Here is a 19,099-nt window from a genome sequence, read left to right as displayed (position 1 = left end):
ACCGGGAACTCCTTGAGGAGCCACGCCATGTGTGCCCACGCGGGGGACAGCGGAAGCGGGTCCACATGGTCTCGGCGCGCTCGTCTTCATCGGCCGGGACGTGCCCGTAGGTGACCAGGGTGCGGGGGTCGGGATCGCGGGCCGGTGATGGTGCGTGAGGTGACGTCCGGACAGGAGCCGTGGGCCGTGCACGGTTCGGCTTCAACAGTCGAACACCGACCAGCAGATGTCGTTGCGCAGCCGCTGGTCATCAAGGACGAGCTCGCGGATCGCCTCCGGGAGCTGATCGCGCTGCCACTGGCACTCGAGTCGCCCCGCGGTCTCGCTCTCGCCTTCCGGTGCCGCTGCACGTGCGGCCTTGATCGCGTAGGCGGCCGCGCCGAGCTCGTGCGCGGCGACGTGGGCGACGACCCCGGCCTGGCCGGCGGCGTACGCGGCATGCCGTGCCGCCCCACGCAGGTCTCTGGCTGCCCCCATCGCATGGCCGCCCGCCGCGCGGGCCTGCATCATCTTGACCTCGCCACGCACCCAGGCCCGGGCATGCTCGATCGCCTGGCGCGGTCGCGGGTCCTCAGGCCGGGCCGACTCGAAGAGGCCAAGGACGTGCTCTGCACAGGCGGCAGCCCATAGAGCGAGGAGACGGTGATCCGCATCGGTGAGAGTCCCGCCACGGCGGATGGTCACGAAGCGGGGGTCGCGGACCTTCGGGAGGATCATGACGTGTGCTCCCTTCTGCGCACATCGGCGCCACTTGCTGCGGTGTGCCCTGGCGGCCGGTCGGCCGCCTGGCGCAGGGAATGATCCAGAGTGCTCATCAGCCGGGCGACACGACTGCTGCCGCCTGTCACGGGCGGGTAGCGGCAGAGCACGTCGATGAGCACCGGTGTCGCACGCCGCCGCGACCGTTCCAGCAGGGCATCCCCGATCGCGGGATCACCGCCCGCCTCCAACTCCCCGATGCGCGCAGCGCTCGCGCAGGCCCGCAGGATGTGGCCGACCTGGCCGGCCTGGGCGATGGGGTGCAGGTATGCGGCCGATGCGGCGTCACCGGCGGATCGCGCGGCCAGTCGCGCGGCTTCGGAGGGTGCGGACCGGGCGGCTCGATGAGCGTCGAAGGAAGTGACGCGCTGCAATTTCGTCCTTCTGGCACCGTTGACGAACGTCCAGGCCGCGTCGATCGCCGCACGGGGGCGCGGATCATCGGGAACAGCCTGCTCAAAGACAGACAGGACGTCCTCCGCGTGCCGGACCACGTAACGCGCCACGACGCGCAGCTCGTCCATCGTCAGATCGAAGTCTCCGGAAACGGTGTGCGTGCTCTGTGCCATGGCCCTGAATCGTATCCTTGAACGCCCGGTGGAGACTCTGCGACGAATCCTCCGCTCATCTGCGTCGGAACCCTCAATCGCAGGTCACATGCGGCCCGTTGACCTGGCCGGTCGCCATGGCCTCTCCACGCACACGGTCCGCAACTACGAGGACGTCGGCCCTGCGCGATCAGCAGGCAGCGGAGCGGGCCTTCGGGGCCCTGCGTGCCGAACTGGACGACCGAGCCGCCCGATGGCCAGGGGACCGAGGGGTGCTTTCACAGGCGGCTCCATGGTTGCTCTCATCGTGGTTTCATCGTGGGTTTCATCATGGGACCCAAGGATGGGCCGAGGGTGGGAAGCCGCCTTCGACGTCATGCCCCATTGACGCAGGTCAGGCTGCAAGGGCACACCCTTCCGACGTGCCGACATCATTTCCACGAGATAGTCGGAGGTAGGGAGTCCCTGATCAGCATGCCGCGCGACGCCTCGCCACGATCGCGGCCGGCAGGCGAACAAATCGGCGGGGCGCCGTTTCCTGGGCCTCTGAACGGTCGCGCATGCTTACCACTCTCTGACCTGCGGTGATGCGCCGGGTGACTGAGCTCAGGGCGGAGCCCTCGGAGTCCATGGGGTGGTGGGACGCCTCGTGTCCGAGCGTGTCACGGCGGCGGTCGGCAGCCGGGATCCGGGGGTCGGCGCGCGGCGCATCCCGATCCTGCGGTCGCCCGACGACCTGCCCAGCCGCGGCGACGGGCGGTCGCCCGTCGCGTCAGCGCGCGGACCGCTGTGCGGCGGTGCCCGCGCGCCCGGAGAGATGCGGCGGCGCGGCGATCCCGGAGGCCAGGTCGGGGTCCGGCTGGAGGGCGCCCCATGTGGAGTGCAGCGGCAGCACCCCGGCCCACACGCCCAGTTCCGCATCCGGGCCGTCGCCGTCGTCCGGCGGGCCGGTGCGTATCTTCACCGAGGCCTCGTCGAGGGAGAGGGCGAGCAGCGCGGTGGCGGCCAGTTCCTTGCGGCTGGGACGCCGGGCGTAGGCCCACTGGCCCGGTGCGGATTGCTCGGTCAGGCACCGCAGACCGGCGAGCTTCTCCTCCTCGTCGGTGACCGGGCGGGGAACCCCGTAGATCATCGCGCTGCGGTAGTTGACGCCGTGCTCGAAAACGGAGCGGGCGAGGACGAGCCCGTCGACATGGGTCACCGTCACGCAGACCGTCGCCCCCGGTGACGCGACAAGGCTGCGGCTGGCCACCGAGCCGTGGAAGTAGAGCGTGTCGCCGTCCGAGCCGTAGACGGTGGGGACGACCATCACGGTGCCGTCGACCGTCACCCCGAGATGACACACGAACCCGTCCGCGAGCACGGCATCCAGCTCGCCCCGGTCCAGGCTGCCCTGCTCACGCAGGCGGCGGTGGCGGGTGCGTTCCGTTGACGACAGGGGACGGTCGGGGGCCGGGGTGGTCATGGGGGTTCCTTGGGGATTCCTCGGGGTTCCTTGCACGTGGTGGCCGCCGTTGACGACGACGAAAAGGGAGCCTACCGATTCCACATCAGAGCGGCCACACTTTCCACCGAATTCGTTGTCGATCCACTTCGGTGCCACCGATTTCGCAGAGTCCCCCTCCCCGCCGCCCCCTTCTTCTCGTCAGCGATAGCCGCTGTCATCGGCGGCAAGGCCTGCGTCCTGGACCTCCACGAGATAGCGCCAGCAGTCCGGCCGGGTGCCGTCCGTGTCCGTGAAGCCGTAGAGCGGGGCGAGTTCGCCACTGGAGACGACCTTGCCCGTCCAGCGGGCGACGTCCGGGTCGGCGGCGAGCGCGGTCACCGCACGGGCGACGTACGCCGGGGATTCCGAGATGCAGAAATGCGGTACCCGGGCCGTCGCATCCCGCCAGTTCTCCTCGGTCACGCCGAAGGCCTCCAGCATCTTCTCCGAGCGCAGCCAACCGGGAGTCACGGCGACGGCCGCGCAGCGGTACGGGGCGAGTTCATGGCTCTGCGCGAGGGTCATGCGCTGGACGGCGGCTTTGACCAGGTCGTAGAAGAAGCCTTCATGGTGGCGGTAGGCCGCGTTGTATTCCGCCGTTCCGTCGGTCATCTCGATCACCAGCCCGCCGGGGCGGCGGATAAGCAGCGGGAGCGCGTAATGGCTGGTGATCGCGTGGGTGTCGATTCCCATACGCAGCATTCGCAGGCCCCCGGGGAGGCTGTGCTCCCAGAGCGTGGTGCCGAACTGCGCGTAGGTATCGCCGCCGAAAATATCGTTGACCAGCACATCGAGGCGGCCGTGGTCGCGGTCGATGCGCTGGACGAGGGCGCGCACCTGATCGCCGTCGAGATGGTCCACCCGGAGAGCCGTACCGGTGCCCCCGGTGGCGGCGATGAGCTCGCCGGTTTCCTCGATGGTCTCCGGCCGGTCGATCTCCGAGCGGCCGGCCGTCCGGCTGCTGCGTCCGGTGGCATAAACGGTGGCGCCCGCGCGGGCCAGTTCCACCGCGATCGCGCGCCCGGCGCCGCGCGTGGCGCCGGCCACCAGTGCCACGCGCCCCGCCAGCGGTCCTGCGGGAGCTTCCGTGTTCCCCATCGTTCCCCTTCCCCCCTTCTCTTCCTCCCTTGCCGCCTCGGGCTACGCCCCCGCCCACAGCGCCGACAAAGCCCCGCCGGTCGGTCACCGAGGCGGGGCGGGGTACGCAGCAAGAAAAGAGCGTGTCAGGAGCTGAGGTGGTACTGGGTCCAGGGCTGGTGGGCCGGCTCGGTTTCCTCGTGGGGCTGCGTGATGGTCCCCCACGGGGCGAGGGCGCTGTCCCAGTCGGGGGTGAGGGCAGCCATATCCGCCACGGCGTCGGCCATTTGCGTCGTTCCCGGGTGCCAGGACCCCATGGCGCTGCCGGAAGCGGAGGCGTTCCAGGCCGCGGTCTGCTGTGCCGGAATGGTGCACTCGGCCTCGTGCAGATCGCCGTGGCCGCGGCGGTGGCGTCCCATCTGGGTCTCACCGGCATGCTGGTGGAATCGCCCTTGAGCCGCCAACTGCTGTGCACGGGAGAGCAGTCGGCTGAAATCGAGGCCGAATTCGTTGGCAAGTTCCCGCAGATCCACGCCGGTCTGCCAGCTGCCGACCAGTACGGCGTCCAGGGCGGCCGACCATGATGGCTCCGGCGCCGCACCCGGACTCTCCCGGCTCTCGCGCGGCGTGGCGGCCGGACGGCTTCCGGAAGCGGACGGGCCGGCGTCGGCAGCGTGGGCGGCAGTGGATTCGGCCTCGGATGCCATCGCATCGGGGTCCCGGGCGACCGCGGTGGGAGCCGCGGCGAGCAGCTGCTCGGCGACCGCACGGGCATCGTCCTTGCCCACCGTGCGCCGGGCGATCCGCACTTCCCGCTCGTTCAGGCCGAACAGGCCCGCGACCGCACCCGTGCTGCCCACGGTCACCGCAAATGCCGCCAGGACCCGCGACCGGTCGGCCTGCGCCTCGTCCAGCCTGGCCTGGGCCTCCCGCACTCCCTCATCCCGAAGGCAAAACGCTTCTGCGAGTACGGCGTTGCGGTCCCACAACTCTCTAGGCTCCATACCCAGACAACGCCGCACCTCCGCAGGTGATCCGATCTTGTCTAGCAAAGCACCCCAAAGCAGGCATCCACCGACCAACTGAAAATATCCCTGCAAGCATCTCGGGCGTGCGCCAAGAGCACCGGCCGGGCGCGATATCGGCGCTGAGCTGCGGCTCCGCCCGCATGGTCGCGATGGTGCGCACGGCGGAGTGTCAGTGCCGTGGGTTACTGTCTCCGTCAGACAGACATTCGAGTGGTCGCCGATCCGCGATTCCTGGGCCATGGCCCTGAGTCATGGCTCGTGCGCCGCGCTTCATGTCCGCACTCATTGGGGGGGGCCATGGCTCATCGTTCTTCGCTCGCACTTTCCCGTTCCACGGTCCGTACCGCGGGGGCCCTGCTCGCCGGCGTGATGCTGTGCGGCACGGCGGCATGTACGTCGCCCGGCGGCGGGTCGCACGACCGGTCGGCCAAGCCGGAGAAGTTCAATGCCGCGCCGGTCGCCGCGGTGCGCAAGGCCGTCGACAAGGGCGCCAAGCTCAACTCGGTGTCGTACCGCATCAACGGCAAGGTCGCCGGTCAGGGGACCGTCGAGGGCAAGGTGTCCTTCAGCCTCCACCCGCGGGCCGCGGACATGCGGATGAAGGCGTCCGGCGGTGCGAAGGAGGGCGAGTTCTCGCTGCGGATCATCGGCGACACGATGTATGTCGGCGGGGGCGCGCAAGCGGCCGCCGCGTTGCACGGCAAGCACTGGCTGAAGTTCCAGATGAAGGGGAAGGGCGCGGGCGGCTTCGGCGGAATGCGGCAGCAGGCCGACCAGGACCCGGCGGCGCAGGCGTCCTTGCTGACGCAGTCCGGTGACGTCAAGAAGGTCGGCGAGGAGACCGTCGACGGCGTGAAGGCCACGCACTACGCCGGGACCGTCGCGGTGGAAAAGCTGCTGAAGCGGGGGGACGTCCAGGGCGCGCCGGCCGCCGAGCGACGCCGGCGGGCGGTCGAGCAGTACAAGGCACTCGGCGTGAACACTCTGAAGCTCGACCTCTGGGTCGGGCCAGACGACCGTACGGTGAAGTTCCGTGAGCGCGCGCAGACCCTGCGCGGACCGCTGGACCTCACCATCCACTTCTTCGACGTCAACAAGCCGGTCACGGTCAAGGCGCCGCCCGCGTCCGACACCATGGATCTGACGCAGAGGTTCAAGGGCCTCAAGGGCGCCCGCATATGAATCCTGGGCTGAGTCCCGGACTGAATCCCGGACTGAATCCCGGACGGTGATCGCGCCGCCGGCTCCCCGGCGGCTCAACCCACCGACTCGTACACATCCGCAAGAACGCAGTCCCACGTCGGCAGGCGCGGCGCGTCCTCGGCCGCCTGGTCGCACTCCTCCGACCAGGCGGGCTGCGTCCCCTCGAAGGGCAGCGGATCGGCCCGGATCATCCGCTCCCGGAGGGCCTCCGCCACTCCCTCCGAGTCGGTGACGTCGTCCGACACCGTGAAGTCGTAGCCGGGGCGCTCGCGTTCCAGCAGATAGAGGAAATAGCCGAAGGAGTCGAGGCTGAGGTTCAGCGGGCGTGCGGTGTACTCCCCGTCCGGCAGGCAGTGGACAGCCCCGGAGGCGGGGTCCAGGATGACGGCGTCATAGAAGATTTCCCCGATGACCAGCCAGTTCTCCCAGCCCTTCGGCATGTCCCGGTAATTGGAGAAGAAGTCGAGGTCGGCGCACCGGCGAAACCCGCGGGGAGTGCCTTCCTCGAAGAGCCCTCCGTCGATCACGAAGAAGGAACTCCGGTCGTCCGGTAGGCCAATGCTGGTCAGGAACGCATGGGCCGACTCATGAAGTCCGGCAGGCAGCTTCTCGTCGTCCAGCCTCAGCAGGCTCTCCGGAGGGAAGACCGACTCCATCATCGTGCGGTCGACGAGCTGGGGCATGCGCTGTCCTGTCGGGTAGGCCGTCTTGGTGCGGCTTGGTCGTCCAGGCCGTCCGGTGCGTCATCATTCCGGGGCCGCCGGTGTCGGCCTATCGACTCGATGTGCCGGTTCGCCATAGCGATTCGACGTAGCGATTCGCCGTAGCGATTCGACGTATTCGGCGCGCCGGTTCGGTGCGCCGGTTCGACGTGCCCGTGTCGAGAAACGGTATCCCGCCGGACGTTCCGGCTGCGCGCTGGGCCGCTTGCTGCGGCCGACGGCGGCCGCCTACCCCCAGGACTCGCTCTCGGCGGGATGCGGCAGGCCGATCGGATTGGGGAAGGGCAGCGCCTCCGCGGCCAGGATGTGGCGTACGACGCCCTCAAGTCCGTGCAGGAGCCGGTCGGTCTCCGGTCTGAGGAGCGGGCCGAGCAGACGCGCCGCCAGGCGGTCGGTCTCCGCCTCGATGCGGGTCCGCTCCTGCCGGCCGCGGTCGGTGGCCTCGCCGTGCTCGTCCACCAGCCCGCGGGAGCGCAGCCGGTCGGCGGCGGCCGCCCATTCCTCTTCGGTCCAGCCGCGGTCCTGCCGCATGGTGTCCTTGGGTACGCGGCCGGAGGCGGCGGCGAGGACCAGGGCTTCGCAGCCGTCGAGGCCTTCGTCGGCGAGTACGGCCAGGTGCGCGTCACCCCTGAACTCGCGGAGTGCGGTGCTCAGTTGCCACAGCCGCTCGACCGGGTCGGCGTGGTCGCACAGCGCACGGTTCGCGGCGAAGAGCGGCCGTGCGACGGTGGGGGCCTGCTCGACGATCATCCCGAGCGGGTCCGACAGCTCGGCGGCCGTCTCGTCCAGGTCGGGATGGATCCTGCGCAGGGCGTCGGCGGCGCGGCGGGCACGCTCGTCGAGCACATGTGCCGGGCTGACGATCCCCCAGGCCGCGGGCAGCGCACGGGCGATCATGCCGGGCGCGAACACCCCCAGTACGGCGGTGGCGAGTGCGGGCTCCACGGCGCCCAGCGGCGCGGTGCGGGAGGCGAAGTAGCCCATCCAGAAACCCTTGAGGCCAAGGGCCTTCCCCAGGCCGCGGCACTCCTCGTCGAAGTATGTGACGGCGTGCAGCGGTTCGGTCAACAGCCAAAGCGATCGTGCGCGCAGCTCCATGCGCGCACGCTACCGCGCTCCGCTCACCAGGCGCGGCCGGCAACGCGCGCATCATGCAGCACCCTCGAACGCGCGGCGTGTGACGCGCGGCGTGTGACGCGTGGCGTGTGACGCGTGGCGTGTGACGCGTGGCGTGTGACGCGTGGCGTGTGACGCGTGGCGTGTGGCGCGCGGCGTGGCGGAGATCAGCGGCGGGTCAGCGGCAGCGGGTCACAGGGCGGGGCGGCCGCCCGCTCCGAAGCCCGACTGCCAGGCCCAGAGATGGGTGCAGTTGGGGCACTGGAGGTGCAGCAGGCTGCCCTCGTTCGACAGGAGGTAGCGCCAGTGGTCGGCACAGGTCCGCCCGTCGAGGCAGACGGCGCAGTCCCGGTCGTCCTCGCATCCGGGGCACGACACCCATGCCCGGCGCCCGATATCGGCGGTGGGATCGAGCGGCAGCATGCTCATGCCTGCCCGGAGGCCGGAAGGACGTTCGCGGCGACCAGCATGTCGTAGGTGGCCTGCTGTTCGGCGTCCAGGCCGGAGTAGAGGAGCCGCTGGGCCTCCTGTTCGGCCTCCATCACCTCGATGGGGTTCCAGGTGTCGCCCAGCGCCGCCAGGACTTCGGTCCGACGCCGCGTCTCGTGCTCGGCGAGGTCGAACGCGAATATGTGCTGGTCCGAGGTGTTGCGGTCGATCATGGTGCGCGTCCCATGCCACTTGGGGATGATTCGGACGTTTGTACCAAGGGGAATGGGATTGAGGAAGCGTCAGGTGGGGACGGTGGGGCTTCACGGCGAGACGTGCATCACAGCGAACAGGGGGCCCGTGCCGCAATTTTGGTGATACCGGACAAATTCCCCTCGCCTTTCGTGGTGCTATGCCCGATATAAGGGGCAAGGGCGAGCGTGACGCATCTCATCGCCGCCGACCCGGCCACTGCGCACCCGGCGGCGACGGACGGCGATCGATGCACGGCGGACGGCGGCGGCGGGCTCACCGCGGACGGCGCCTCCGAACCCACAACACCCGCCCCGCCGAGCCCAGTTGACGCCCCCGGCCCGTCGGGTCACGCTCGGAGCCCTGCCCTTCCCCCAGGAGGTACCCATGCTCCGACGCCCCGCCGCGATCGGCACCGGCATTGTCATGCTCGCAGCAGCGTCCCTGGTGGGCGGTGCCACCACCACGTACGCCGCGACCACGTACGCCGCCACCGCCGCCCCGCTCGCCAAGCTCAGCCATGCGCAGGCCACCGGTAAGTTCCGCGCGGCCGGTATCAGCTGGTCCTCCAGCGGCGGCTGCGCGGACCGCAACAACGCCACCTGCACCTCGTTCGACCAGATCAACTCCGCCACCGTGGACGGCGTGATCACGCTCAAGAGCGCCAGCGGCTGCGCGGTCAACCTCACCGGCGGCACCGAGACCGGTCACGCCAGTGGCACCTACAGCCACTGGAACGGCTACAAGGTCGACTTCAGCCTCTCCACGTGCCTGACCCACTACATCACCACCGCCTTCGCCTCCATCGGCGGCTCCAAGTGGAAGTCCGGCAGCGGGAACGTCTACTACAAGGAGGGCAACCACTGGGACGTGACGTACTACAACTGCGGTGGTTGCCTGACCGCTCGGCGGCCGTAGGCCCTGGTACGCGGCGGACGGCTGGGCAGCCGCCGCACGGCGACCGCGGCGGCGTCGTCGCCCAGCCGGCCGTCCGTATGCGTCAACAGCTCCTCGCGCAGGCACCGCAGCAGCTGCTGCGGACTGCTCGCACTCCAGGCGGCGGCCCGCTCGACGAGCGGGTAGAACACCCCTCTGCTGTCACGGGCCTCGATCACCCCGTCCGTGTACAGCAGCAACAGGTCACCGGGCTCAAAGGGAAAGGTCTCGACCTCGTACTCAAGCTCTCCGGCCAGGGTGCCGAGCCCAATGGGCAGGGCGGGCCGCTGGGCATGCAGGATGACGGTCTTCCCCTCGTGCAGCAGGAGGGCGGGCGGGTGGCCGCAGGTGATGGTGCGGAGCACGGGCCACCGGTCGGGGATGTCGAAGAGCGAGGCGGTCGCGAAGGTCTCTTCGGAGTCGGAGTCGGAGTCGAGGTCGAGGTCGGAGCCGAGGTCCGGGTCGGTGGCGCCGTGCCCGCGCTCCGCCCGTTCCTTGGCCGCCCCCGCGGCGGCCGGATCCGCGCGCCACTGGCAGCTGTCCCAGCTGACCGCGCCATCGAGGTGGATGGCCAGATTCGGCAGGGTGGCCTGACGGTGGGCGGCCGCGCGGAAGGCCCCCAGAATGAGGGCGGCGTTGCCGTACGCCGGCAGGCCCTTGCCGCGCACATCGCCGATGATCAGCCGGGTGCTCCGCGCGGTGCGCGCCGCCGCGAACAGATCGCCGCCCATCTCCGCCTCTTCCTCGGCAGGCAGGTAGAGCGAGGCGATCTCCAGCGCGCCGCTGCGCCGGGGCAGCGGACGCAGCAGCACCTGCTGGGCGACGCCGGCCACCGAACGACTCTGGACGAGCCGCCGCTCATTGCGGTCCCGTACGACGGTGAAGACGACGACCAGCGCGGAGACGACCACCAGCGCGGCGATCTGGGCCTGGAGGTTCTCGGTCAGCAGTACGCCCCGTGCGACGCCGATGCCCACCTGGGCGGCGACCGCCAGGGCGCCGATCGCGGCCGTGCGGCGGGGGCCGGAGAAGGCCGCCGTGATGGCGGGGGCGGCGACGAGCAGCGGTCCGAGATGGACATGGGGCGGCGCCAGCACGTCGATGACCACGACCGCGACGATGAGACCGATCGGGATCAGGGTCAGGTACGGGCTCAGATTTCGCCGTCGAGGCGATCGTCCAGGCATATGCACCAGCCGTCGAAGGGGCATGCACCATGTTTGCACCCGCGCGAGAGAAATACCCGATTGGATACGCTATCCATCTGTTTAGTAATGATTCATCGCTCTAACCGTGATCCACCGCTTTACTCCTGAGTAGCGCGCGCACCCGCCCCGACGGCAACCCGGCTGCGCGCGGCGGCCCACCGATGACCCCAAACGCGCGCAGCCGCCTCAACTCCCCATGCTACGGACGCAGTTGGCAACGCCCCACACGCCCCACACCCCCCGCGCCCCGCCCTACCGCGCCGCCCGCAGCCCCGCGATCAGCAGATCCAGCGCCGCCTCGACCGCCGTGCCCGACATGAGCGGAAGGTGGTCCCGTACGCGATGGACGTTCGGGTACGTGTCCTCGGACAGGCCGCCGTACGCCGCCTGCCAGGCCTCCTCGTCCGCGGCGCGCTGGGCGGGCGCCAGCCGCAGGAACGCGGCGTCCACGGCCGCGTGCCCGAGGACGGTGTCGACGAGGGCGTGGTAGTGGCGTACGGCGGTGGCCTCGTCGAAGCCGGCCTCCAGGAGCAGGCCGATGCCGGTGTCGACGGCGCGCTGCTCGTGCGGGCGGCCCGTGACGCGGACGGTGCTGAACACCGCGATCTGCGGATGGCGCAGCGCCGAGCGGTAGGCGCGCAGCCCGAAGTCACGCAGGTCGGCGGCCCAGTCCCCGCTCGGCGCGAAGCCCGCCATGGACTCGCCGATCAGCCGGTCGGCCAGCGCCAGCAGGAGGTCCTCGGTGTTGCGGAAGTAGCGGTAGACGGCGGAGGGATCGGCTCCGAGGGCCGCGCCCAGTTTCCGTACGGTGAAGGCGCCCGCGCCCTGCGCGTCGATCAGTTGGCACGCCGTGTCCACGATGAGGTCGGCGGACAGCACCACACCCGAACTCGTCGGCCGGCGCCGTTTGCGCTCGGCCGGAACGCGTTCGCTCTCCGTCACGCCGATCCCCTCCGCTTCGCCCGCCGCCGCCTCGGCCCTGACCCGGGCCAGTTAATCACCAGGTTACGTCAACACCGTTGACACAAGGCGGAGCGGACTGTTTCATCGGCGGACACACGGCCCCGCCGGAACCGGCCCGGCCCACCCGCCCAAGGAGCGTGTGCCATGCCCCCCTCCGAAGTGCAGCAGGCGCAGCAGGCGCCACCAACCCCCGGACCAGCGACGATGCGCCGCTCGCTGGGCGTGAAGGACGGGGTGGCGATCGCCGCGTCGAGTACCGCCGCCACCACGAGCATCGGCATCGGCATGGGCACGCTGGCCATGTACGCGGGCCGCCAGACCCCCGCCCTGCTCCTGCTCGCGTTCCTCCCGATCCTCGGCATCGCGCTGTCGTACGCCCGCCTCAACCGCACCGAGCCGAACTGCGGCAGCGGCTACACCTGGGTGGGCCGGTCCATCGGCCCCTGGCCGGGCTTTCTGACCGGGTGGGTGGTGCTGGTCGGCAACGTGATCTTCATGGCGTACACGGGCGCGGTCACCGGCTCCGTCGTGCTGCAGTTCCTGAACAAGCTCGGCGTGCACAGCGTGCTGGGACTGCGGATGGACCCGTCCTCCACGGGCATCAGCACCGCGGTCGGGCTGGTCGCCCTGGTGGCCGTCACGATCACCGCCATCACGGGTGTGCGGTCCGCGACCCGGATGCAGCTGGGACTGCTGATCTTCGAGTACGTGGTGCTGCTGGGCTTCTGCGGCTACGCCCTGGTCGTCGGCGACCAGCCGTTCTCGCTCTCCTGGCTCAACCCCTTCGAGATCGGTTCGCCGCAGGACCTCGCGCAGGGCATGGTGATCGCGGTGTTCATCTACTGGGGATGGGACGCCGCGTTCAGCGTGAACGAGGAGACCCGCAGCGCGTCCGATGCCGCCCGCGGCGGCCTGATAGCGCTGGTGGCGATGCTCGGCCTGTTCCTGGTCGGAGCGTTCGCCTTCCAGCGGGTGATGGACAACGCCGAGCTGATCCACAACGGACCGCAGGCGCTCACCTTCCTCGGTAACCGGCTGGCTCCGGAGCCCTGGGCGTCCCTGCCGCTGGCCGCCCTGATGTGCTCCGCGTTCGCCTCGCTCCAGTCCAGCGTCATCCCTACCGCCCGGGGCGCGCTGGCCATGGCGCGGGACCGGACCTTGGGCGGGGTGTGGCAGCGGGTGCATCCGCGGTACGGATCCCCCGCCGCGGGCACGCTCCTAATCATGGCCCTCGCCGCGCTGCTCGCCGTACTCGCGGTCGGCATCCCCAAACTCAGCGACATGATCCTCACCGCGGTCAACTCGATCGGCCTGACGGTGGCCCTCTATTACGGGCTCACCGCGCTCGCCTGCGCGGTGCGGTTCCGCGCGAGCCTGCGGGAGGGGGTGGCCCGCGCGCTGCGGGATGTGGTCATCCCGGCGGCGAGCGCGCTGGCGCTGTTCGGGCTCGGCGGCTACCTCGTCTGGGACTACGCGACGATGAGCGACCACTTCGAGGCGAGCCCGGACAACGGCTGGTTCCTGCTGTTGCTGCCCGCGCTCTTCGTGGCGGCGGGCCTCGCGGTCGCCGCCTGGGCCAAGTGGGTGCGCCACGCCCCGTACTTCCGTACCGGCCGTGGGACGGACGCCGACGCGATCACGCTGCCGATGGATGGGGAGGGCGGGCGGCTGCCCGGCACCGCCGAGGGATGATCATCCTCCCGGTCCGCCCGGTCCCGTGACGGCGCGGACCGCGCGCCTCCCCTCTCCCCCTCTTCCCGCCTCTCCTCCTCTCCCCATCGACTCCACCCACTCCCCGACCCGCCCCCAACGCCACAGGAGCAGCCCCCCATGGACACCACCACCCCCGCCGACCTCGTCTTCCTCTCCGGTCCCGTGCACACCGTCGACTCCGCACGGAGCCGGGCGAGCGCGGTGGCCGTGCGCGGGGACCGGATCGTCGCCGTCGGACACGACGGGGAGAAGGGCGGGATACCCGACCTGATCGGGCCCGCCACGGAGGTCGTCGACCTGCGGGGCAAGCTGCTCATCCCGGGGTTTCAGGATGCGCATGTCCACCCGGTGGGCGGCGGGCTGGAGCTGGGCCAGTGCGATCTCAGCGCGGCGGTGACCTCCGAGGCGTACCGCGAGCTGATCCACGCCTACGCCACCGCGCATCCCGACGCGCCCTGGATCACCGGCGGCGGCTGGTCGCTCGAGGCGTTTCCCGGTGGCATGCCGACCCGGGACTTCCTGGACGCCATCGTTCCCGACCGCCCGGTGTTCCTGGTCAACCGCGACCACCACGGCGGCTGGGCCAACTCCCGCGCCCTGGAACGGGCCGGGCTCACCGCCCGTACCCCCGACCCGGCCGACGGGCGGATCGAGCGCGACGCCGCCGGCGAGCCGACCGGCATGCTGCAGGAGGGCGCCATGCGGCTGGTCGGCGACCTCGTCCCGGAGCCGACCCTCGCCGAACGGACCGAAGGGCTGCTCCGGGCGCAGCGACTCCTCCACGGGTACGGCGTGACCGCCTGGCAGGACGCGATGCTGGGCCGCGGCCCCGGTGTGGCCGACGCCACCCCCGCCTATCTGGCGGCCCGCGACGAGGGGAAGCTGACCGCGCGGGTGACCGGGGCCCTGTGGTGGGACCGGTCCCGCGGGGCCGAGCAGATTCCCGAACTGCTCGCACGCCGGGCGGAGTTGAGCGGCGGACGGCTGCGCGCGACCAGCGTGAAGATCATGCAGGACGGGATCGCGGAGAACCACACGGCGGCCATGCTCGGCCCGTATCTGACCGCGTGCGGGTGCGCCTCCGACAACAGCGGGATCTCGTTCATCGACCCCGAGGCGCTGCGGGCGTATGTCACCGAGCTGGACGCCGAAGGGTTCCAGGTCCACTTCCACGCGCTCGGTGACCGGGCGGTCCGGGAGGCCCTGGACGCCGTCGAGGCCGCCCGGACGGCCAACGGGTGGCGGGACACCCGGCCGCACCTCGCGCACCTCCAGGTCGTCCACCCCGATGACGTACCGCGCTTCCGCAGGCTCGGTGCGACCGCGAACATCCAGGCGCTGTGGGCGGCCCACGAACCGCAGATGGACGAGCTGACCATTCCCTTCCTGGGCGCCCAACGGGCTTCCTGGCAGTACCCGTTCGGTGATCTGCTGCGCTCCGGCGCCACCCTCGCGGCGGGCAGCGACTGGCCGGTCAGCTCGCCCGATCCGCTCGCCGCCCTGCATGTCGCGGTCAACCGCCGGGAGCCGGAGGCCGGGCCGTCGACGCCGGTCTTCCTGCCCGACCAGCGGATCGACCTGGGCTCGGCGCTCGCCGCGTACACGGCGGGCAGCGCCTACGCCAACCATCTCGACGACACCGGCACCATCGCGCCCGGCAAGCTGGCGGATCTGGTGGTCCTGGACCGCGATCCCTTCGACGGCCCGAGCGAGGCCATCGCCGAGACCCGGGTCCTGCAGACGTTCGTGGGCGGGCAGCGGGTGTATGCGGCGGGCGACGCCTGAGGGGGCCGCCCGCGCGGACCGGCGTGCGGTGCAGGGCGGCCGGGCGCTCGTCGCGCGGCCGCCGGGCCCGCCGCGCCGCCCTACTCGATGACGAGCTCGACGTCGATGTTGCCGCGGGTGGCCTTGGAGTACGGGCAGTACTGGTGGGTCGCCTCGACCAGCCGGCGTCCGGTCTCGCCGGCGAGGGCGTCCGGCAGCTCCACCCGCATGATCACGCCGAGGCCGAAGCCGGTGTCGTCCTTACCGATGGAGACCTCGGCGGTCACCGAGACGTCCTTGGTGTCGATCTTCATCTGGCGTCCGACATTGGCCATCGCGCTGGCGAAGCAGGCCGCGTACCCGGCGGCGAAGAGCTGCTCGGGGTTGGTGCCCGCGCCGTTGCCCCCGAGCGCCGACGGCATGGCGAGGGCGAGGTCGATCTGCCCGTCGGAGCTGACGGCCCGGCCCTCACGGCCATTGGCGGTGGCGACGGCGGTGTACAGCGCGTCCATCGGATTCTCCCTGCGTCTGGTGGGTCCGGCGGCCGCTTCCCGGCCGCCCGATGCCCTCAACAATTGCACACACTTAAGTTGCACGCAACTAAGTTGTACACAACTAGATAGTCGGCGAGCTAGCCTGAACCCATGACCACGCTCCCGGTACCCGACTCCGAACTGCTCCGCCTCGACCATCAGGTCTGCTTCCAGCTGCATGCCGCCTCGCGCGCGTTCGGCGGCGTCTACCGGGACGCCCTCAAGGACCTCGGCCTGACCTATCCCCAGTACCTGGCGATGCTGGTCCTCTGGGAGCACGGTCCGCAGCCCGTCAAGTCCATCGGCGAGCGACTGCGGCTGGATTCCGGCACCCTCTCCCCCCTCCTCAAGCGACTGGAGGCGGCCGGCCTGGTACGCCGCGAGCGCAGCGCCGAGGACGAACGCTCGGTCACCATCCACCTGACGGCGGCGGGCGAGGACCTGCGCGCCCAAGCCCTGCCGGTCCCCCGCCGGATGCTGGCCGCGACCGGCCTGACCGTCGAGGAACTCCGTACGCTGCGGGGCCTGTTGGGGCGGGTCACCGAGGCGCTCGACCAGGCCTGACGGCCGCCGCAGGGGCGAGGTCCGCCGGGCCCGGCGGACCTCGCCCCGCACCCTCCGCCGGCCCGCACGATCAGCGCGGACGGGCGTGATCCGCACCCCGCACACCCTTGCCCACACCACCTCGATCCGCTCATCACTCCATTGAGCTACCGAGGTTGGGGGGTCTTTGGGGCCTGGGCGTATAAAGATGGCCAAACCAGCCGGAGCCGCCGGCGAGCACCCGCCAGGACGCGGTTGGCAGCACGCCTACGAACAGCGGAGGAGCGCCACGTGAATGCGGCAGAAGTTGTCAACGACCTGCTGGTCCAACGATTCGGGGTCGTCAGGGCCAACATCAGCCACGAGATTTCGCTGCGCGATCTGAAGATGGACTCCCTGGCGCTGGAGGAACTCCGCGTGCTCATCGAGGACCGGCTGGGCATCGACCTCGACGAGGTCGCGCTGTCCTCGCGGGACACGGTCGGTGCGCTGGTGACGGCCGTCGACGGCAAAGTCGCCGCGTGACGGCCCGGCAGCAGCCGTTCGCCGCGGCGGTGACGGGACTGGGACTGGTGACCGCAGCGGGCGTGGGGACGAAGGCCACCTGGCACTCCGTCACCCAGGACACCGTGCCGAGCGGAGTGTCCCGGCAAGAGGAACTGGTCGACCTGCCCTGCGACTTCATGTACACGATCGCGGATCTGGACCCGGCCGCGGTGCTCGGCGTGGCCACCCAGCGGCTGATGGACCGCTTCTCGCAGCTCGCCGTGATCGCCGCACGGGAGGCGGTCGCGGATGCCGGGCTGGACCCGGAGACCTGGGACAGCAGCCGGGTCGCGGTCGTCATCGGCTCGGCGCACGGCGGACTGCCGTTCTACGACGAGCAGCATGTCGCGATGTCGCAGCGCGGCGCCCGGCGGGTCTCCCCCAAGCTCGCCCCGCTGACCGTCATCAACGGCGCGGCCAGCAGCGTCTGCACGGACCTCACGGTGCACGGCCCGAGCTTCGGCGTGGCGACCGCCTGCTCCTCCGGGACCGTCGCCCTGGGCACCGCGCACCAGCTGCTGCGCGCCGGGGTCTGCGACATCGCCATCGCGGGCGGCGCCGAGTCGACCGTCTCCCGGCTGCTGATCGCCAGCGCCTGCCAGATGAAGGCGGTCTCCCTCCGGCGGGACGACCCGGCCGCCGCCTGCCGGCCGTTCGATGCGGAACGGGACGGCTTCGTCGTCGGCGAGGGCGCCGGCCTGCTCGTACTGGAGCGGCCCGAGCACGCCCGCGCCCGTGGGGCCACCGTCCGCGCCCAGGTCCGCGGGTACGGCGCGTCCAGCGATGCCTACGCGGCGGTCGCTCCCGACCCCGACGGCGCGGGCATCGAACGGGCGCTGCGCACGGCGCTGACGGACGCGGACCTGACGCCCGGCGACGTCGGGTACGTCAACGCGCACGGCACGTCGACGGTCGTCAACGACCTCATCGAGGCGACCATGCTGGGGCGGGTGCTCGGCGATCACCCCCTCGTCACGTCCACCAAGGCGATGACCGGGCACACGCTCGGCGCCGCCGGCGGTATCGAGACCGCACTCACCGTGCTCGCGCTGGAGCACCAGCTGGTGCCGCCGACCGCCAACCTCGACGTACCGGATCCGCGGATCCCGATCGAGATCGTGCGCAAGGAGGCCCGGCCCGCGCGATTCGACTGCGCGGTCAAGACGTCGCTCGGCTTCGGCGGGCACAACGCCGCGCTCGTGCTGACGCGCGGATAGCGCGGTTGTCCGTTGTCCGCACCCCACCGACAGTGACCGACGGGAACGGCCACGCCGCATCGGCGCGGCCCGTTCCCGTCGGCCTTCCCCAGAAGGAATCAGTCATGGCCGAGGAAACGATCCGCGCTTTGTCGGTGAGCGGGGTGTCCTATTCATACCGGTTGCTCCGGCAGCAGGACCGGGTCACCGAGCCCGTCATGGTGCTGGGCGGCGCACTGCAGGGAATGTTCGGCTGGCCACAGATGGAGGACCGGGTGGGGCCGGTGGCGGACGTGGTGACCGCCGACCTGCCCGGCATGGGCAGCGCCGACGCGCTGCCCCCTGGGCCGAGCACCAACCTCCTGTGCGCGGCGATCGTGCGCGTCATCGACGACCTGGACGTCCCCCAGATCAATCTCTTCGGCTTCTCCTACGGCGCCGGCCTCGCCTATGCGTGCGCCCAGCGCTTCCCGCGCCGTATCGCGCGGCTGGCGCTCGGCGGCGTACCGGCGCACATCACCGCCGCGCAGCTCGACCACTGGCGGCAGGCCGCCGACCATCTCGCACGCGGCGATGCGGAGTCCTTCGCCACGCTGGTCACCGAGGGTCTGATGTGCCTCGACGAGCGCCGGCACGTCACCAAGCGGCGGCTGGCCTACCGCTATGTCCGGCGCTCCCTGCTGCATGCGGCCCGGCACTCACCGCATGCCGTCGATGCGCTGCGCCGCGCGCTGATGGACCGCCCGGACTTCTCCGCCGGCCTGGCCGGCGTGCCGACGCTCGTCTTCAGCGGGGAGCACGACACGGTGACTCCCCCGGCCCGGCAGCGCGATTTCGCGGCCCGCATCCTCGGCAGCCGCTTTCTGACGATTCCCGACGCCGACCACTGGGTGGTGCTGGAGCGCCCGCAGGACGTCGCGGACCTGGCTGCGCGCTTCTTCACCGACGCGCCGCTGGCCTCGGCGCCGTGCCTGATTCCGGCGGGGCGGGAGGAGGAGGTGCCGGTGGGGGATCCGGCGTACGCGTAGCGGCCATGGGGCCGCGCGGCTCGGGGCGCTTGGGGCGTCCCGAGCTCGA

At 71.0% G+C, this 19,099-nt stretch carries 20 protein-coding genes; 8 read left to right on the top strand and 12 right to left on the bottom strand.

What is annotated here, in order from left to right:
• Nucleotides 1-201: 201 nt before the first annotated feature.
• The 5 genes from AC5677_RS34930 to AC5677_RS34910 form a co-directional block, all read right to left on the bottom strand.
• Complete coding sequence (locus AC5677_RS34930; protein WP_497191895.1) at nt 202-717, bottom strand: putative immunity protein; 516 nt, start codon at nt 715-717, stop codon at nt 202-204.
• Complete coding sequence (locus tag AC5677_RS34925) at nt 714-1,328, bottom strand: putative immunity protein (protein WP_497191894.1); 615 nt, start codon at nt 1,326-1,328, stop codon at nt 714-716. The genes AC5677_RS34930 and AC5677_RS34925 overlap by 4 nt, the downstream gene beginning before the upstream one ends.
• A 751-nt stretch (nt 1,329-2,079) precedes the next feature.
• Entirely contained in the window at nt 2,080-2,772 is a 693-nt protein-coding gene (locus AC5677_RS34920) for a pyridoxamine 5'-phosphate oxidase family protein (RefSeq protein ID WP_497191893.1), read from the bottom strand.
• A gap of 180 nt (nt 2,773-2,952) precedes the next feature.
• A complete protein-coding gene (locus tag AC5677_RS34915; protein WP_497191892.1) occupies nt 2,953-3,891 on the bottom strand; it encodes an SDR family oxidoreductase in 939 nt (312 codons plus the stop codon).
• 125 nt (nt 3,892-4,016) lie between these two features.
• Nucleotides 4,017-4,805, bottom strand: coding sequence for a hypothetical protein (locus tag AC5677_RS34910; protein ID WP_497191891.1), 789 nt, complete (start codon nt 4,803-4,805; stop codon nt 4,017-4,019).
• Nucleotides 4,806-5,195: 390 nt separating this feature from the next.
• On the opposite strand from AC5677_RS34910, the gene AC5677_RS34905 reads away from it, so the two are divergent.
• On the top strand, nt 5,196-6,080 hold the full coding sequence (locus AC5677_RS34905; protein WP_497191890.1) for an SCO4651 family lipoprotein: 885 nt from the start codon (nt 5,196-5,198) through the stop codon (nt 6,078-6,080).
• 74 nt (nt 6,081-6,154) lie between these two features.
• On the opposite strand, the gene AC5677_RS34900 is transcribed toward AC5677_RS34905, so the two are convergent.
• From AC5677_RS34900 to AC5677_RS34885, 4 genes are all read right to left on the bottom strand, one after another.
• Nucleotides 6,155-6,784: an SUKH-4 family immunity protein gene (locus tag AC5677_RS34900; RefSeq protein ID WP_497191889.1), complete on the bottom strand. Its 630-nt coding sequence runs from the start codon at nt 6,782-6,784 to the stop codon at nt 6,155-6,157.
• Between the two features lie 267 nt (nt 6,785-7,051).
• On the bottom strand, nt 7,052-7,921 hold the full coding sequence (locus tag AC5677_RS34895; protein ID WP_497191888.1) for an SCO6745 family protein: 870 nt from the start codon (nt 7,919-7,921) through the stop codon (nt 7,052-7,054).
• A 210-nt stretch (nt 7,922-8,131) separates the two neighbouring features.
• Nucleotides 8,132-8,362, bottom strand: coding sequence for a hypothetical protein (locus tag AC5677_RS34890; RefSeq protein ID WP_497196866.1), 231 nt, complete (start codon nt 8,360-8,362; stop codon nt 8,132-8,134).
• A 2-nt stretch (nt 8,363-8,364) separates the two neighbouring features.
• Entirely contained in the window at nt 8,365-8,601 is a 237-nt protein-coding gene (locus tag AC5677_RS34885) for a DUF6400 family protein (RefSeq protein ID WP_497191887.1), read from the bottom strand.
• 406 nt (nt 8,602-9,007) lie between these two features.
• Here AC5677_RS34885 and AC5677_RS34880 point away from each other — a divergent pair, with 406 nt between their 5' ends.
• Nucleotides 9,008-9,538 carry a hypothetical protein gene (locus AC5677_RS34880; protein ID WP_497191886.1) on the top strand — a complete coding sequence of 177 codons (531 nt, stop codon included), beginning with the start codon at nt 9,008-9,010 and terminating at the stop codon, nt 9,536-9,538.
• On the opposite strand, the gene AC5677_RS34875 is transcribed toward AC5677_RS34880, so the two are convergent.
• Together AC5677_RS34875 and AC5677_RS34870 are read right to left on the bottom strand one after the other, a co-directional pair.
• Entirely contained in the window at nt 9,499-10,743 is a 1,245-nt protein-coding gene (locus AC5677_RS34875; protein ID WP_497191885.1) for a PP2C family protein-serine/threonine phosphatase, read from the bottom strand. The two genes, AC5677_RS34880 and AC5677_RS34875, sit on opposite strands and share 40 nt — an antisense overlap.
• Before the next feature lie 273 nt (nt 10,744-11,016).
• Complete coding sequence (locus AC5677_RS34870; RefSeq protein ID WP_497191884.1) at nt 11,017-11,706, bottom strand: TetR/AcrR family transcriptional regulator; 690 nt, start codon at nt 11,704-11,706, stop codon at nt 11,017-11,019.
• 165 nt (nt 11,707-11,871) lie between these two features.
• Between AC5677_RS34870 and AC5677_RS34865 the strand changes: the two genes are divergently transcribed.
• The gene (locus tag AC5677_RS34865; protein WP_497191883.1) at nt 11,872-13,419 is read left to right on the top strand and encodes an APC family permease; all 1,548 of its coding nucleotides are present in this window, start codon (nt 11,872-11,874) and stop codon (nt 13,417-13,419) included.
• A gap of 138 nt (nt 13,420-13,557) precedes the next feature.
• Nucleotides 13,558-15,225, top strand: a complete 1,668-nt coding sequence (locus tag AC5677_RS34860) for an amidohydrolase (RefSeq protein WP_497191882.1) — start codon at nt 13,558-13,560, stop codon at nt 15,223-15,225.
• An 80-nt stretch (nt 15,226-15,305) separates the two neighbouring features.
• Here the strand turns inward: AC5677_RS34860 and AC5677_RS34855 are convergent, their stop codons facing one another.
• Nucleotides 15,306-15,716: an organic hydroperoxide resistance protein gene (locus tag AC5677_RS34855; RefSeq protein ID WP_497191881.1), complete on the bottom strand. Its 411-nt coding sequence runs from the start codon at nt 15,714-15,716 to the stop codon at nt 15,306-15,308.
• A 132-nt stretch (nt 15,717-15,848) separates the two neighbouring features.
• Here AC5677_RS34855 and AC5677_RS34850 point away from each other — a divergent pair, with 132 nt between their 5' ends.
• From AC5677_RS34850 to AC5677_RS34835, 4 genes are all read left to right on the top strand, one after another.
• The gene (locus AC5677_RS34850; protein WP_497191880.1) at nt 15,849-16,301 is read left to right on the top strand and encodes a MarR family winged helix-turn-helix transcriptional regulator; all 453 of its coding nucleotides are present in this window, start codon (nt 15,849-15,851) and stop codon (nt 16,299-16,301) included.
• 270 nt (nt 16,302-16,571) lie between these two features.
• Nucleotides 16,572-16,805 carry an acyl carrier protein gene (locus AC5677_RS34845; RefSeq protein WP_497191879.1) on the top strand — a complete coding sequence of 78 codons (234 nt, stop codon included), beginning with the start codon at nt 16,572-16,574 and terminating at the stop codon, nt 16,803-16,805.
• Nucleotides 16,802-18,043 carry a beta-ketoacyl-[acyl-carrier-protein] synthase family protein gene (locus tag AC5677_RS34840; RefSeq protein WP_497191878.1) on the top strand — a complete coding sequence of 414 codons (1,242 nt, stop codon included), beginning with the start codon at nt 16,802-16,804 and terminating at the stop codon, nt 18,041-18,043. Before AC5677_RS34845 ends, AC5677_RS34840 begins: the two co-directional genes overlap by 4 nt.
• A 104-nt stretch (nt 18,044-18,147) precedes the next feature.
• Nucleotides 18,148-19,050, top strand: a complete 903-nt coding sequence (locus AC5677_RS34835; protein ID WP_497191877.1) for an alpha/beta fold hydrolase — start codon at nt 18,148-18,150, stop codon at nt 19,048-19,050.
• Nucleotides 19,051-19,099: the final 49 nt, after the last annotated feature.

The organism is Streptomyces sp. JLSY215 (assembly GCF_059682825.1).
The sequence above is the reverse complement of the archived record's forward strand: the minus strand, read 5'-3'. Positions and strand labels throughout refer to the sequence as shown.